The 15342-nt window shown below is 71.6% G+C and carries 14 protein-coding genes; 5 read left to right on the top strand and 9 right to left on the bottom strand.

Annotation, left to right across the window (positions count from 1 at the left end):
• Positions 1 to 48: 48 nt before the first annotated feature.
• The 5 genes from D0Z08_RS02745 to D0Z08_RS02765 all read right to left on the bottom strand — a co-directional run bounded on the left by D0Z08_RS02745 (position 49) and on the right by D0Z08_RS02765 (position 6146).
• On the bottom strand, positions 49 to 1530 hold the full coding sequence (locus tag D0Z08_RS02745) for a sulfatase family protein (protein ID WP_118922359.1): 1482 nt from the start codon (positions 1528 to 1530) through the stop codon (positions 49 to 51).
• Positions 1531 to 1602: 72 nt separating this feature from the next.
• Positions 1603 to 3207, bottom strand: coding sequence for a fatty-acid--CoA ligase FadD1 (gene fadD1 / locus D0Z08_RS02750; protein WP_118922361.1), 1605 nt, complete (start codon positions 3205 to 3207; stop codon positions 1603 to 1605).
• The gene (locus D0Z08_RS02755; protein ID WP_118922363.1) at positions 3200 to 4138 is read right to left on the bottom strand and encodes an alpha/beta fold hydrolase; all 939 of its coding nucleotides are present in this window, start codon (positions 4136 to 4138) and stop codon (positions 3200 to 3202) included. The genes fadD1 and D0Z08_RS02755 overlap by 8 nt, the downstream gene beginning before the upstream one ends.
• Positions 4135 to 4773 carry a TetR/AcrR family transcriptional regulator gene (locus tag D0Z08_RS02760; protein WP_118922365.1) on the bottom strand — a complete coding sequence of 213 codons (639 nt, stop codon included), beginning with the start codon at positions 4771 to 4773 and terminating at the stop codon, positions 4135 to 4137. The genes D0Z08_RS02755 and D0Z08_RS02760 overlap by 4 nt, the downstream gene beginning before the upstream one ends.
• On the bottom strand, positions 4770 to 6146 hold the full coding sequence (locus tag D0Z08_RS02765) for a flavin-containing monooxygenase (protein WP_118922367.1): 1377 nt from the start codon (positions 6144 to 6146) through the stop codon (positions 4770 to 4772). Before D0Z08_RS02765 ends, D0Z08_RS02760 begins: the two co-directional genes overlap by 4 nt.
• 105 nt (positions 6147 to 6251) lie before the next feature.
• Between D0Z08_RS02765 and D0Z08_RS02770 the strand changes: the two genes are divergently transcribed.
• Complete coding sequence (locus D0Z08_RS02770) at positions 6252 to 7190, top strand: SDR family oxidoreductase (protein ID WP_220453989.1); 939 nt, start codon at positions 6252 to 6254, stop codon at positions 7188 to 7190.
• Here the strand turns inward: D0Z08_RS02770 and D0Z08_RS02775 are convergent.
• Genes D0Z08_RS02775 through D0Z08_RS02785 form a run of 3 tightly spaced genes read right to left on the bottom strand, consistent with a single transcriptional unit; the run spans position 7174 to position 9592 of the window.
• A complete protein-coding gene (locus D0Z08_RS02775; RefSeq protein WP_118922371.1) occupies positions 7174 to 7611 on the bottom strand; it encodes an SRPBCC family protein in 438 nt (145 codons plus the stop codon). The two genes, D0Z08_RS02770 and D0Z08_RS02775, sit on opposite strands and share 17 nt — an antisense overlap.
• Positions 7612 to 7637: 26 nt before the next feature.
• Positions 7638 to 8507: a hypothetical protein gene (locus tag D0Z08_RS02780; RefSeq protein WP_118922373.1), complete on the bottom strand. Its 870-nt coding sequence runs from the start codon at positions 8505 to 8507 to the stop codon at positions 7638 to 7640.
• Complete coding sequence (locus tag D0Z08_RS02785; protein WP_147381294.1) at positions 8504 to 9592, bottom strand: hypothetical protein; 1089 nt, start codon at positions 9590 to 9592, stop codon at positions 8504 to 8506. The genes D0Z08_RS02780 and D0Z08_RS02785 overlap by 4 nt, the downstream gene beginning before the upstream one ends.
• Positions 9593 to 9696: 104 nt before the next feature.
• Between D0Z08_RS02785 and D0Z08_RS02790 the strand changes: the two genes are divergently transcribed.
• Positions 9697 to 11370 carry a phospho-sugar mutase gene (locus tag D0Z08_RS02790; RefSeq protein ID WP_118922377.1) on the top strand — a complete coding sequence of 558 codons (1674 nt, stop codon included), beginning with the start codon at positions 9697 to 9699 and terminating at the stop codon, positions 11368 to 11370.
• Between the two features lies 1 nt (position 11371).
• On the opposite strand, the gene D0Z08_RS02795 is transcribed toward D0Z08_RS02790, so the two are convergent.
• Positions 11372 to 11962 carry a hypothetical protein gene (locus D0Z08_RS02795; RefSeq protein WP_118922379.1) on the bottom strand — a complete coding sequence of 197 codons (591 nt, stop codon included), beginning with the start codon at positions 11960 to 11962 and terminating at the stop codon, positions 11372 to 11374.
• A gap of 64 nt (positions 11963 to 12026) precedes the next feature.
• Between D0Z08_RS02795 and deoC the strand changes: the two genes are divergently transcribed.
• Genes deoC through D0Z08_RS02810 form a run of 3 tightly spaced genes read left to right on the top strand, consistent with a single transcriptional unit; the run spans position 12027 to position 15327 of the window.
• A complete protein-coding gene (gene deoC, locus D0Z08_RS02800; protein ID WP_118922381.1) occupies positions 12027 to 13022 on the top strand; it encodes a deoxyribose-phosphate aldolase in 996 nt (331 codons plus the stop codon).
• A 2-nt stretch (positions 13023 to 13024) separates the two neighbouring features.
• Positions 13025 to 14458: an aldehyde dehydrogenase family protein gene (locus D0Z08_RS02805; protein ID WP_118922382.1), complete on the top strand. Its 1434-nt coding sequence runs from the start codon at positions 13025 to 13027 to the stop codon at positions 14456 to 14458.
• Entirely contained in the window at positions 14458 to 15327 is an 870-nt protein-coding gene (locus tag D0Z08_RS02810; protein ID WP_118922384.1) for an aldehyde dehydrogenase family protein, read from the top strand. Before D0Z08_RS02805 ends, D0Z08_RS02810 begins: the two co-directional genes overlap by 1 nt.
• Positions 15328 to 15342 lie beyond the last annotated feature (15 nt).

A 15342-nucleotide genomic window follows, 5' to 3' on the forward strand; every position in this document is an offset into this window, starting at 1 on the left:
CGCGACCAACCCTGACACTTCGCGCGACCAACGCTGACACTTCGCGGGTCAGCGGGGCGGGGGAAGGGGGCCGGAGACCCGGTTGCACCTGGCCCCGGCGCAGCGCGACAGGATCCGGGTTCGGGCGGTCAGCTCGCGCCGGATCGCTCGGTAGTCGCGGTCCCAGAACCGGTTGCGCAGGGCGTGGGGGTCGCGCTCACGGTCGAACAGGATGCCGGTGCCGGTCTTGCCCGCGCGGTAGCCGAACAGGTAGCGCGGGGTGGTGACCCCGCGGTAGTCCCACCCAGGGGTGGAGTCGGCGATCTGGTCGCCCGTCTGGATCAGGATCGTGTCGCGCGCCAGGCGCCGCCCGTCGTCACGGAGCCGCTCGATGCTGGTGCCGTCGAGAGGGTGGCCGGGCGTCGCGCCCGCCCAGTCCACGAACGTCGCGATCAGGTCGACGAGCGTGACCGGGGTCCTGTCGACCGTGCCCGGCGCGAAGCCCGGGCCGCGGATCACCATCGGCACCTCGAGGATCTCGTCGAACAGGTAGTTCTTCGACGACAGCCGGTGCTCGCCCAGGGCGTAGCCGTTGTCGGACGTGAAGATCACGTAGGTGTTGTCGAGCTCCCCGAGCCGCTGCAGCCGGCGCACCGTGGCGGCCACCGCGTCGTCGACCGAGCGGAGCGACCGGACCCGCGCGCGGAACAGGTTCCGGACGCGGGTCGGGTCGACCTTCGGGCCCCGGAGGCCACGCGGGAGGTCGCCGATCCGCTGCTCGTTGAACGACGGGGAGCGGAACGAGGGCGGTCGCACGCGGCGGTAGGCGTCGTCGTACTTGGCCTGCCACCGCGGCCTCCACGGCCGGGACAGCGTCACGTGCGGCGCCACGTGGTTGACGACCGTGAAGAACGGCGCCCGCGTGTCAGCGAAGCGGTCGAGCGCGGCGTTGGTGCGCTTGGTCATCGTCAGCGTGGGGTACTCGTGGCGGACCTGGTCACGGTTGAAGAAGCGCGCCCACGAGTACGAGTAGATGCCGCCCAGCTGGGTGTCCCAGATGTTCCACCCCGCCGGCTTGCGCCGGGGGCGGAGGCGCTCGTAGCCGTTCAGGAACTTCCCGTGGTACGACGTCCGGTAGCCCGCCACCTGCAGCCACCGACCGACGTTGTCGTCGATGTTGCGCAGCCGCTTGGCGCCGCCCCAACGGCCGGTGTTGTGCCGCACCCCGTTGTTCTGGCCGTACTGCCCGGTGACCAGCTCGGCCCGCGCCGGGCAGCACATCGGGTGCGGTGAGAGCGCGTTGGTGAAGCGGACGCCCTGGTCGACGAGCAGTCGCCGCGTCTTCGGCAGGTAGCGGAGCTCGTCGGCCCGCATGTCGTCGGTGAGGATGAGGACGACGTTCGGCCGGCCGAGTGCCTCGGACCCTGTCCGGGCCGCCGACGCGCTCGGATCGCGGGCCCCGGCGAGAGCGGTGGTCAGCACCGCGATGACAACGAGCGTCGCCAAGATGACGACGCCCTTGGTCCCTCCGACCCTCCCGACGCCTCCCACGCGCTGAAGTTATCCGACGATCCCAGCCGTTCCGGGCGGTTCTCGTCAATCGCTACCTCGGTGCAATGTTCGTCACAGCACGGAAGGTGTCATGACCCCGTAGCCGCGGTCCCGCTCGCCGCGCACCCACACCGGATCCGTGGTGTCAGTCGCCTCCGCGGCCAGCTCCCTCTTGAGCACCTTGTTCGTCGCCGTGCTCGGCAGCGCGCGGGCGATCCGCACGAACCGCGGCCAGGCCTTCGACCCGAGGTCCGGTTGTGCTGCCAGGAAGTCCGCGAGCTCCTCGGGTCCCAGCGACGCGTCGTCCCGGAGCACGACCGCCGCCATGACCTGGTCGCCGACCTGCGGGTCGGGGACGCCGTACACGGCGACCTGGCTGATCGCGTCGTGCCGCAGCAGCAACCGTTCGATCGGGGCGGTGGCGAGGTTCTCGCCGTCCACCCTGAGCCAGTCGGAGGTGCGGCCGGCGAGGTAGACGAACCCGTCGTCGTCCCGGTAGGCGAGGTCCCCGGACCAGTACAGCCCACCCGCCATCCGCTCCTGGGTCGCCGCCTCGTCGTTGTAGTAGCCGGCGAAGAACCCGCCTCCCGTCGTGTTGACCAGCTCGCCGACGCAGTCGTCGAGGTTCGCGACGCGACCGGTCTCGTCGAAGACGGCGCGCGGGCACTCGGTCATCGTCGCCCGGTCGTAGACGGCGACTCCGTCCATCGGCTGACCGATCGACCCGGGCGGGGTCTCCGGCACCCGGGTCACGATGACGGCGTTCTCCGTCGACCCGAAGCCGTCCCACACGACGCACCCGAACCGGCGGCCGAACTCAGCGATGTCACGGTCGGACGCCTCGTTGCCGAACGCGACCCGGAGCGGGTTGTCCGCATCGTCGGGCTGCTCGGGCGTGGCCAGCACGTAGGCGAGCGGCTTGCCGACGTAGTTGAGGTACGTCGCGCCGAACCTCCGCACGTCATCGAGGAACGAGCTCGCGCTGAACCGCCGGGCCAGCGCCAGGGTGGCACCCGCCGCCACGGCCGGCCCGAAGCCCGCCGCGATCGCGTTGCTGTGGAAGAGCGGCATGGCGCAGTAGCAGACGTCATCGGCCGTGAGCGAGAACCGTTCGGCGAGCATGGTGCCGGCGACGAGCACCATGAAGTGCGACACCTGGACCGCCTTCGGGTCGCCGCTCGTGCCCGAGGTGAAGATCAGCATGAACGTGTCGAACGTCCCGACGTCAGGGAACCCGTCCGTGGCTCGCGGTGCCGCGGCGACCATCTCCCGCCACTGGTCGCCGTCGGTGTCGATGACCCGGATGCCGAGGTCGAGGCCGTCGAGCAGCGGCCGGTGCTCGCTGTCGGTGAGCAGGACCTGACAGTCCGCACGGGCGATGTCGGCGGCCAGGCCCGCCCCGCGACGGGTCGCGTTGATCCCCGCCGTGACGTGCCCCCCGATGGCGCCGGCCGCCACGGCCATCGCCATCTCGGGCGTGTTCTCCATCAGGACACCCACGTGGGGCGGGCGGTCCGCGTCGAGCAGCCCGCGGAGCACGTGGGCCCGTGCGGCACCGGCGGCGACGTACTCCTGCCAGGTCCAGGTGCGGTCCTCGAACGCGAGGCCGACGTCGCCGCTCGCCGCATGGGCGAGCAGCAGGTCGCGGACGGTCTCCGGATTGGCGGACTCAGGCACGGGCGAGCTCCAGGGACAGGTGACGGGTGAGGAACGCGACGGCGTGGCGCACCGCGGCGTCGTGCCACGGCTTGCCGGGGAAGAGGTCGAAGTGGTCGGCCGGGTAGTGGCGGACCTCCGCGCGGCCGGCGGAGGCCGCCTTGGCGGCGGCGTGCGGTGGCGCGCTCCGGTCGGCGTCGGCGATCTGCACCAGCCACGGCACCCTGATCCGCGCTGCGTCCTTGGCCGGGGCCCGTCCGCCGAGCTCCATCGTCACCTCGGCAGCGACCTCGTTGCGCCAGGTCGGCCCGGCGATCGAGAGGTAGTCCTCGTAGGCGCCGGGCAGGGTCAGGGCGCCGACCTCCCCGGGTCGGGCGACCACGGGCACCAGGACCTGACCCCGGCCCGTACGACGGCGGGCGGCGCTGACCATGCCGCGGCCGGTCGCGGCGAGCAGCTGGGCCGGCCGGTGGTGGCGTACGGCGAGCCGCGCCGCCGCGATCCCGTCGACGAGCGGCACGACCGAGACCACGGCGGCGACGTCCGCGCGATCGGCCGCCACGCTGACGACGTGCCCGCCGCCGAGCGAGATGCCCCAGAGCACGACCCGTGCCGGGTCGACCCCGTCGAGCGCCTTGGCCGCGTCGACGGCCGCTGCGAGGTCGGCGACCTGGCCGGCGACCGACACGGTCTGCCGGGGCTCGCCCGCGCTGGCGCCGAACCCGCGGTAGTCGAAGGTCACGGCGTCCAGGCCCGCCGCGGCGAACGCCTCGGCGAACGGCGCGAGGCCGGAGTCCTGGGTGCCCGCCAGGCCGTGCGCGAGTACGACGACCGGGCGGCCGGCGCTCCCCCGACCGTCGCCGTCGAGACCCGCGTCCGACGTCGCGCGGTAGTGCGTGGCCGCGCAGCTGACGCCGCCGGAGAGGAAGGTGAAGGCCGAGGTCGTGCTCAAGGGGTGCCCCCGTCGGTGCCGTAGATGCTCTGCAGCCAGACGTGGGTCAGCGCGTCGATGTGCCGCTCGCGCGCCGGGCCGGTGCCGAGCGCGTGGCGCTCGACCGCGTGGTCGTTGAGGTCGAGCAGCACCGCGGCCAGTGCGGCGGGATCGGGACCGTCCGGCGCGTTGCCGGCCGCCCGCTCCCGGGTGATCATCTCCGCGACCATCCCCGCGAAGTCGGCACGCCCCGCCTCCCAGATCTCCCGGACGCTCGTGCTGGTGGCACGCGCCTCCAGCAGCGCCCGGTAGGTGTGCGGCGTCCGCTCGACGGAGTCGAACAGGGTGGTGATGACGCGGCGGATCCGGGGCTCCCGATCACCCTCCGCCTTGACCAGCAGGTCGGTGGCATCGGACGCGTCGTCGTACAGCTCGGCCATGAGGGCCATCACCGCCGCGGCCTTGCTCTCGAAGTAGAAGTAGAACGCCGACCGGGTGACCCCCGCCCGCCGCGAGACTTCGGCGACGTTGACCTCCTCCAGCGTCTGCTCGCGGAGCAGCTCGTCGAACGCGCGCAGCAGGCCCGCGCGCCGCACGTCGCCGCGATTGACGCTGCGCCGGTCGACCAGGCGCGCCCATGGGCGCTCGTCGCTCACCGGATTGCTCCGGCCGGCACGGAGTCGGGCGTCCGGCCGCTCGGCGCGGTCGGGCCGCCGGCCGCTGCGCGCTTCCGGCCGGCCGGGATCTCCCGCGCCCGCAGGTCGTGCTCGTAGAGGAAGTAGTCGAGCTGCTGGGTGTGCCGCGGCCGTTGGACCATGTGCGCGGTGTACTTCTGCTCGTCGGCGGTGATCACCTCCTCCATCCGGCTGACGTCCGGCGGGGAGTACTGCCCGACCAGCCAGGCCGCGACCAGCCGGGTCTGGCACTCCACGAACGGGAAGAGCGTCGGCGTGGCCTGCGCGAAGCCGACGAACGCGAGGTCGTCGAGGCCGGGCTTGAAGATCCGCTTGAAGAGGCGGAGGTGGTTCTCCGGCGCGCTCAGGAACGCGGGGTCGAAGAACGGGAACGTGATGTTGTAGCCCGTCGCGTGCAGGACGACGTCGAAGTCCTCCGCGGTGCCGTCGGCGAAGTGGACCGTCCGGCCGTCGAACCGCTCGATGTCGCCCTTCGCCCGGAGGTCACCGGAGCCGAGCCGGAGCGGCAGCTCGACGGACTGGGTCGGGTGCGCCTCGAAGAACTTGTGGTTGGGCGTCGGCAGCCCGTAGTCCTCGGGGCGGCCGGCGGTGAGCGGCTGCATGATCTGCACGAGCTTCCGCTGCCACGCGTAGGGGACGTACGGCGAGGTCCGGTAGTACTTGTCGGCCGGCTTGCCGCCGAAGTACTTCGGGACGATCCAGGCGCTGGAGCGGGTCGAGAGCACGACCTCGTTCCGCAGGGTCCGGCTGGACAGCTCGACCGCGATGTCCGCGGCGCTGTTGCCGATGCCGATGATCAGGATCCGCTTGCCGGTGAGGTCGTGCGGGTCCTGAGGGTCGATGTAGTGGTGCGAGTGCATCGTCAGGCCGGTGAACTCGCCGGGCTTGTCGGCGAAGCGCGGGTCCCAGTGGTGGCCGTTGGCGACGACCAGGACGTCGGCGTACCGGGTGCCGGTGCGCCCGGTCTCCAGCCGCCACCCCCCGTCGGGCAGCCGCTCGGCGGACAGCACCCCGTTCTCGAACTCGATGCGGGCGTTGAGGTCGAACGCGGCGGCGTAGCCCTCGAGGTACTCCTTGACCTGGGTGTGGTGCGGGAAGTCCGGGTAGTCGTCGGGCATGGGGTAGTCCTTGAAGGACAGCTGGTGCTTCGAGGTGTCGATGTGCAGCGAGCGGTAGGCGCTGCTGTGGCCGTTGGGGTTGCCGAAGGCCCAGTTGCCGCCGATCCGGTCGGACGCCTCGTACGTCGTGAAGTCGAGGCCGTAGTCGCTCAGCATCTTGCTCATCGTCAGACCGCTGATGCCTGCGCCGATCACGGCGACGGTGGGACCGCTCATCACATTCCTCCTTGACACCGCCCGGTGATGGGCGTCACGTTAGGGACCCATTTGACACGTGTCAACAGACCCAGACGGGTGTCAACAAACGAGTGGAGGAAAACCGTGGCGGATCCCCAGGTGTGCGTGGTCGTCGGCGGAGCGTCCGGCATCGGGGCGGCGACGGCCGCCGTGCTCGCGGCGGCGGGGCACCGCGTGGTGGTGGCCGACCTCGACGCCGACGGCGTGACGACCGCCATCGTCACCGGCGGCGGGTCGGGAATCGGAGCGGCCCTCGTCCGGGCGCTGGTCGCCGAGGGCGCGTACGTCGTCTGCGCCGACCTCGACCTCGACGCGGCGTCGTCCGTGGCGGCCGCGGCCGTGGGCCCCGGTACGGCGGTCGCGCGGCGGGTGGACGTCACCTCGGCCGCCGAGGTGCGGGCAGCCGTGGACGACGTCGTGGCCGACCACGGCCGGATCGACCTGATGTTCAACAACGCCGGGATCAGCCTGCTCGGCGACACCGAGGACCTGACCCTCGACCAGTGGAACGCGATCATCGACGTCAACCTCCGCGGCGTCGTGCACGGGGTGCACGCGGTGTATCCGCAGATGATCGCCCAGGGCGGCGGGCACATCGTCAACACGGCATCGATGGGTGGTCTGATGGCGGCCGGGCTGCTGACGTCGTACGTCATGACCAAGCACGCCGTGGTCGGGCTGTCCCTCGCGCTGCGCACCGAGGCTGCCTCCCGACACGTGGGCGTCACCGTCGTCTGCCCGGCAGCGGTCGACACGCCGATCCTCGACAAGGGCGAGCTGGGACCGGTCAGGGGACGCGACTACTTCCTCAAGGGCCAGGGCATCAAGCGGCCGGTCGACCCGGACCACCTGGCCCGCAAGGTGCTGGCGGCGGTCGCCGCGAACCGGGCGATGGTGGTCGAGCCCGTGCAGGCCCGGATCGCGTGGCGCCTCGGCCGGCTGTCGCCGGCGTTCATCCTCCGGTCCGGCACCCGGTTCGTCGAGAAGCAGCGGGCCCGGGCCGGCGCTAACGCCCCACGCTGAGCCGGTCGCGCAGGCCCTGCTCGCAGCCGCGCATCATCCGGTGGTGGTTCCAGGTCAGCAGCGGACGGGCGACGTACGACGACACCGCGAGCGCGCCTGTCACGACGACCTCCTGGGCGAAGTCGGTGCGGGTGTCGCCGTCGACCGGCGTCAGCGTCCACCGCACCCATCCGTCGAGGTCGCCGCTCACGGCCACCTCGAGCACCGGCGCCTCACGCGAGACCGCGTCGAGGACCAGGTCGAGCGTGTAGGGGAGCGCCGACCGGCACAGCACCCGTGCGGTGTCCGGGCCCAGCTTCGCCACCGCCCGCACCTGCGGCCACCACTCCGGGTAGCGCTCGAGGTCGAGGACGGTGTCGGCCACCGCGGCGACCGGCGCCGGGGTCAACCACGACGCGGAGAAGGAGTACGACGCCAGCACACACCCATGATGCCCGCCGCAGCGACTCAGCAGGGGCCGGGCGACCCCGTGATGAGGCTCTGTCCGGTCGGGGCCCGCAACCCCTTGGTCAGGTCGTAGTTGCGCACCCAGTCGATGAGGACGTCCGCCTTGTCCCGGTCGGTGGTGCCCGAGCCCACGACGCTCATCCGCAGGGTCAGCGGAACCTTCGGGATCGCGGCCGCGGCCGTAGTCGATGCCACGGCGCGGCTGTCGAGGAACCACGTGATCCGCCCCCGCGTGATCTGGACGGCGTAGAGCCGCGGCGTGACGCCGGTCCGCCCGTAGCCGGTCAGGGTCTTGGTCCAGGCCCGCGCGCCGACATTGACGCCGATCCGGACGCTGCCGCCACCCAGCGCGCTGCGGCCGACGGTCAGCCGGTAGTCCGGGCACTCGTCCGGCGCGGTGCCCTCGGGGACGAGCTCGACGACGAACTCGAAGTCGGGTCCGCCGCGCTCCGCCAGCCGGGTGCGCTCCTTCAGCTCCCAGCGACCGCGCGACTCGGCCTTGCCGCTGAGTGTCAGTCGGGTGACGCCGAAGTCCGGCGTGCGGTCGTAGCGCTCACCGGTGTGGAACTCGATGCCGCCACCGGACTTCACCGCCCGCCCGGTGCCGGTGCTGTAGTCCAGCCACTTGCCGCCGCGGATGTTCGCGCCCCGGTAGGCCGGACTGTCGAGGTCCTCGCCGAACTCCCAGGCGTAGTCCCACTGCATGACGCGCCACCCGTAGCGCTGGGCCGCCGTCGTGCCCTCACCCGCCAGCGCGCTGGTGGCTGGTGCCTCGGCGGTGCCGGGCGCGAGCGCGGCCGGCCCGACCAGCAGCGCAGTCGCGAGGGCGGCGAGGCGGAGGCCGAAGCCGGTCGTGAGAAGGGTCTTCACAGCGCACCTCGCTGAGCGTCCGGGGTGCGTACGTCGGTGCGCGCTGCGACCTTGCTGTACACGCCGTCCTCGCTCACCGTGTAGACCGCGTAGCGGTAGATCCTGTTCGGCAAGATGCCGGAGCTGTCGACGTAGCCCGTCCTCGAGCCGCCGAGCGTGTTGATCACGAACCGTCCGGGCGCCGCCCACGTCGGCACGTAGTCACCGCCGCCGCCGCGAACGACCACGATCCCCTGGCGGTTCGAGTCCTGCGGCAGCTTCCAGGTCAGCGTCACCGAGCTCGGCGTCGGGACTGCCCTGAGATCCGTGACCTCCAGCGGCCGGTCGACGATCCTGAAGTAGAACGGCAGCGAGGGGAACCAGCCGACGTTGTCGCCGTTCGCCGTCCAGTCGCCGAGGACGGCCCGGTAGACGCCATCGCCAGGCACGAGGGCGCTGCCGAAGTCTGCGTATCCGGACCGGTCGAGGGACCCCTGTCCCTTCACCGCCCACGAGTTGTCCGGCTGCCGGAGCTCGAGCCGGACTGCCCTACCCAGCAGCACCGGCTTCTTGTCGTCGTTGGCCCGGTTCACCGTGTCGACCCGGACCTGGTAAGGCTCGCCCTTGACCGCGAACCCCCGCGGGAGCGGCTCGATCACTGTCTGCGTCGGCCAGACCACGGAGGGCGGTTGGAGCTCGCGGACGAGGAGGTCCGCTTCCTGGTGCTCCGCGCTGAAGGTGTGCGCCGGCGTCTCCGCGGTGCGGCTCACGACGCGGAACTGGACGGTGTTCATCGCCGGGGCGTGGAAGGTGAACCGGAACCTGCCGTCGGAACTGGTCGTCCACGGCTGCGGGATGGAGTCCGGTACGTCGGCCCATGCCGCTCCTGCCTCACCGCGCCGTTGCAGCCAGATCGCCTGGCCGCCCGGGCCCACCACTCCGGAGAAGGTCAGCTGCTGCCCCCCGTAGACGCCGCTGCCCGGCGTCACGTTGAGCGACGCGATGCTGGCTGCGCCGGTGCTGCTCGGCGCGACGAAGAGCGCCACGATCATGCCCGCCACCGGTAGCCAGCACAGGGCAGCGGCCAGCGTCTTGCGTCTCGACAATGTCCTCACCTCACCCTGCAATCTAGGCAGGCGGGCTCGGTCCCGCAGGGTTTCGGCCGATGTCTGTGCGATCGACCAAAGAAGATGGCACTAACGTGCCGTGCATGGCCACGCCTGACGTCGACGTCCTCCTCGCCCGCGCCCACAGCTGGCTGGGCGAGGATCCCGACGACCGGACCCGCGTGGAGCTGATGGAGCTCGTCGCCCGGGTCGAGGACGGAGCCCCCGCCAATGCGGTCGCCGACCTCGCTGACCGCTTCCGCGGCACCCTCGAGTTCGGGACCGCCGGCCTTCGCGGCGCGCTCGGCGCCGGACCGAACCGGATGAACCGGATCGTGGTGATCAGGGCAGCGGCCGGGCTGGCGTCGTACCTCTGCGACAAGGGAGTCCCCGCGGGCAGCACGGTCGTGATCGGGTACGACGCCCGCCACAACTCCGACGTGTTCGCCCAGGACACCGCCGAGGTGATGAGCGGCGCCGGTCTCACTCCACTCCTGCTCCCCCGGCCGCTGCCGACACCGCTGCTCGCCTACGCGATCCGGGAGCTCGGCTGCGTCGCCGGCGTGATGGTCACCGCCAGCCACAACCCGCCGCAGGACAACGGCTACAAGGTCTTCCTCGGCGACGGCAGCCAGATCGTGCCGCCGGCCGACATGGAGATCGCGGCCCGGATCGCCGCCATCGGCACCCTTGCGTCGGTGCCGCGGGAGCCGATCGGGACCACCAAGGGCCGGGTGCTCGGTGAGGACATCATCGACTCCTACCTCGACACCGCGGCGGGGCTCGCGAACGACGGGCCTCGCGACCTCGACGTCGTCTACACACCGCTGCACGGCGTCGGCGGCACCTCGGTCGTCCAGGTCCTGGAGACGGCCGGCTTCACCACACCGCAGGTGGTCGAGGCGCAGGAGCAGCCCGACGCCGACTTCCCGACCGTCTCCTTCCCCAACCCGGAGGAGCCGGGGGCGATGGACCTCGCGATCGCGCTCGCCGAGCGGTCGGGCGCCGACCTGGTTGTCGCCAACGACCCTGACGCCGACCGGTGTGCCGCGGCCGTCCCCGGGCCGGACGGCTGGCGGATGCTACGCGGCGACGAGGTCGGCGCACTGCTCGCCTCCCACCTGCTCAAGCGCGGCAGGCGCGGCACCTACGCGACCTCGATCGTGTCGTCGTCGCTGCTCGGCAAGCTGGCCGCCGCCGCCGGCCAGACGTACGTCGAGACGCTCACCGGCTTCAAGTGGATCGGCCGGCTGCCGGGGCTGGCGTTCGGCTACGAGGAGGCCCTCGGCTACTGCGTCGACCCGGAGCATGTCGCCGACAAGGACGGCGTCTCGGCACTGCTGCTGCTCTGCGAGCTCGCCGCCGAGGCCAAGGCGGCCGGCCGGACGCTGCCGGACCTGCTCGACGACATCGCGATCGCGCACGGCCTGCACGCGACCGACCAGGTCTCCGTGCGGGTGACCGACCTCGGTGAGATCGCCGCTGCGATGGCCCGGCTGCGCGGGACGCCGCCGGCATCGCTGGGCGGGCTCGCGATCGAGCGCGCTGAGGACCTCAGCGAGGGCATCGGCGACCTGCCCCCGACCGACGGCCTGCGCTACTACCTCGCCGACGGCGCCCGGGTGATCGTCCGGCCGAGCGGCACCGAGCCGAAGCTCAAGTGCTACCTCGAGGTCGTGGTGCCGGTCAGCGACGGCGGCGTGGACGCGGCGCGGGCCACCGCGGCGGCGACGCTGGCCGCGATGAAGACGGACTTCGCGGCGGCCGCCGGCCTCTAGCTCAGACGAGCAGCGTGACGACGAGCGCGAGCACGAGCGCGGCCCCCAGGCCGATCTCGGGCCACGCCCACTCGCGTCGTACGTCGGCCGCCAGCGCCATCTGCTCGTCCGAGTACTGCTCGACGCCTTCGCGGGTCCGGGCGTCCTCGGCCAGCTTCTGGAGTCGGCGCTCGACGATGGCGCCGTACGACAGGCTGGCGATCTCGACGCCGGTGACGTTGCCGCGCTGATCGTCCCGCATGCCCTGCCGGTAGCTGCGGCCGATGCCGGAGCTGGTGAAGCGACGTTCACCCGCGCGGACCGCGAGCCACTGGCGGACGACGAGGTGCTCGATGGACGCGAGCGGGATCCGCACCGAGCTGATCGGGTTGCGGAGCACCAGTCGGCCGTCGGCAACGGACACCGCCGGCCGGATCAGCATGACCCAGATCAGGAGGGCGACCAGTCCGCAGACCGGGTACGCCGCGGGGTGGTAGGGATCGCCTACCCCGGCCACTCCGAGCACGAGCACCACGGCGACCACGGCGAGCCCGACGCCGCCGATGATCCGGCTGCCCCAGACCGTGAACCGCTCAACTTCCTGCTCGGCCACGTCGCTCCTTGAAGGTTTCTCGTCGGGTTCGTTCCGTGCAACCTCGCAACCCTATGCTGGGGGAATGCCAGCCACCGCCTCCACGGCCCAGGGTTCGGCGTCGTCCCCGGGGATCGGGGCGTACGCCGACGTCACCGCCAGCGAGGCCTCGCTGCGCCGCTTCCTGCACGGCCTCCCGGGTGTCGACCAGGTCGGCGCCGAGGCCCGGGCAGCCTCGCTCGGGACCCGCTCGATCAAGACCACGGCGAAGGCGCACGCGCTCGAGCTGGCGATCACGATGGTCGACCTGACGACGCTCGAGGGCCAGGACACCCCGGGCAAGGTCCGCGCGCTCGCCAACAAGGCGTTGCGGCCCGACCCGGCCGACCCGACCTGCCCGTCGGTGGCCGCGGTCTGCGTCTACGGCGACCTGGTCGGGAGCGTCAAGGAGGTCGTCGGCCACCAGGTCAACGTCGCCGCTGTGGCGACGGCCTTCCCGAGCGGCCGGGCCTCGATGGAGATCAAGCTCGCCGACACCCGCGACGCGGTCGCGGCCGGTGCCGACGAGATCGACATGGTCATCGACCGGGGCGCGTTCCTGGCCGGCCACTACCTCCAGGTCTACGACGAGATCGTCGCGGTCAAGGAAGCCTGCCAGCGCGCCGACGGCAGCCACGCCCACCTCAAGGTGATCTTCGAGACCGGGGAGCTGCAGACCTACGACAACGTGCGCCGCGCCTCCTGGTTGGCGATGCTCGCGGGCACCGACTTCATCAAGACCTCCACCGGCAAGGTCCAGCCCGCGGCGACCCTGCCGGTCACGCTGGTGATGCTGGAGGCCGTCCGCGACTTCCGCGAGGCGACCGGCGTCCAGATCGGCGTCAAGCCCGCCGGCGGCATCCGTACGGCGAAGGACGCGATCAAGTACCTCGTGATGGTCAACGAGGTGGCCGGTCCGGACTGGCTGACGCCGGACTGGTTCCGGTTCGGAGCATCGACCCTGCTCAACGACCTGCTGATGCAGCGCACCAAGATCGCCACCGGCCGCTACAGCGGTCCCGACTACTTCACCTTGGACTGACGATGAACTTCGAGTACGCACCGGCCCCCGAGTCGCGGGCCATCGTCGACATCAAGCCGTCCTACGGCCTCTTCATCGACGGAGAGTTCGTCGACGGTCACGGCCACTCCTTCAAGACGGTCAACCCCGCGACCGAGGAGACCCTCGCCGAGATCGCCGAGGCCGACGACGCCGACGTCGACCGCGCGGTCAAGGCCGCCCGAAAGGCGTTCCGCGGCTGGTCCCGGATGCCTGGCAAGGAGCGCGCCAAGTACCTCTTCCGCATCGCCCGGATCATCCAGGAGCGCAGCCGTGAGCTCGCGGTCCTCGAGTCGATCGACAACGGCAAGCCGATCAAGGAGAGCCGCGACGTCGACGTACCCATCGTGGCGGCGCACTTCTTCTACCACGCAGGCTGGGCCGACAAGCTGGAGCACGCAGGCCTCGGCGCCAATCCGCAGCCGCACGGCGTCGCCGGTCAGGTGATCCCCTGGAACTTCCCGCTGCTGATGCTCGCGTGGAAGATCGCGCCCGCGCTGGCCTGCGGCAACACCGTGGTCCTCAAGCCGGCCGAGACCACGCCTCTGACCGCGCTGCTGTTCGCCGAGATCTGCCAGCAGGCAGACCTGCCGCCGGGTGTCGTCAACATCGTCACCGGCGCCGGCGGCACCGGCCAGGCGCTGGTGTCCCACCCCGACGTCGACAAGGTCGCCTTCACCGGCTCGACCGACGTCGGCAAGGCGATCGCGCGGGCCATCGCCGGCACCGACAAGAAGGCCACCCTCGAGCTCGGCGGCAAGGCCGCCAACATCCTGTTCGACGACGCGCCGATCGACCAGGCGGTCGAGGGCATCGTCAGCGGCATCTTCTTCAACCAGGGCCACGTCTGCTGTGCGGGCTCGCGGCTGCTGCTGCAGGAGTCGGTCGCCGACGAGGTGATGGCGAAGCTGAAGCGCCGGATGGGGACCCTGCGGATCGGCGACCCGCTCGACAAGAACACCGACATCGGCGCCATCAACTCCGCCGAGCAGCTGGCCCGGATCCGTGCGCTGGCCGAGATCGGCGAGGACGAGGGCGCCGAGCGCTGGTCGCCGCCGTGCGAGCTCCCGTCGTCGGGATTCTGGTTCCCGCCGACCGTCTTCACCGGCGTCTCGCAGGCCCACCGGATCGCGCGCGAGGAGATCTTCGGGCCGGTGCTGTCGGTGCTGACGTTCCGCACGCCGGCCGAGGCCGTCGAGAAGGCCAACAACACGCCGTACGGCCTCTCCGCCGGCGTGTGGACCGAGAAGGGGTCGCGGATCCTGTTCATGGCCGACCGGCTGAAGGCCGGCGTCGTGTGGGCCAACACGTTCAACAAGTTCGACCCCGCCAGCCCGTTCGGCGGCTACAAGGAGTCCGGCTACGGCCGCGAGGGTGGCCGCCAGGGCCTCGCCTCCTACCTGAAGGCTGGTGCGTGATGGCTGCGTCAAGGGTCGACGTCCGCAAGACCTACAAGCTCTACATCGGCGGAGCGTTCCCGCGGTCGGAGTCCGGTCGCTCGTTCGTGGTCAACGACGCGAAGGGCAAGTTCCTCGCCAACGCGTCGCTCGCCTCGCGGAAGGACGCCCGCGACGCGGTCGTCGCCGCGCGCAAGGCGGTCCCGGGCTGGGCGGGGCGGACGCCGTACAACCGCGGCCAGATCCTCTACCGGATCGCCGAGGTGCTGGACTCACGAGGCGACCAGTTCGTCGCCGAGCTCGTCCGCACCGAAGGCGTCACCGCCGCCAAGGCGCGGACGTACGTCGAGGCGGCCGTCGACCGACTGGTCTGGTACGCCGGCTGGGCCGACAAGATCGGCCAGGTCGTCGGCAACGCCAACCCGGTGTCCGGCCCGTTCTTCAACCTCTCCTCGCCCGAGCCGACCGGCGTCGTCGCCGTCGTCGCGCCGCGCGGTCCGTTGCTCGGGCTCGTGAGCGTGCTGGCGCCGGTGATCGTCACCGGCAACACCGCCGTGGTGCTCGCCAGCGAGGCCCACCCGCTCACCGCGATCACCCTGGCGGAGGTCCTCGACGCATCCGACGTGCCGGGCGGCGTGGTCAACATCCTGACCGGCACGGTGTCCGAGGTCGCCCCGTGGCTGGCGTCGCACATGGACGTCAACGCCATCGACCTGACCGGCGTCACCGACCCCGAGCTCGCGACCGACCTCGAGCGCGCCGCCGCCGACAACCTCAAACGCGTCCGCCGGGCACCTGCGACCGAGCCCGACTGGCTGGCCACGCCCGGCATCGACCGGCTCACCGACTTCCTCGAGATCAAGACGGTCTGGCACCCGATCGGCGTCTGACCAGCACAAACGCTG

It is taken from the genome of Nocardioides immobilis, assembly GCF_003515065.1.
Lineage (GTDB): Bacteria > Actinomycetota > Actinomycetes > Propionibacteriales > Nocardioidaceae > Nocardioides > Nocardioides immobilis.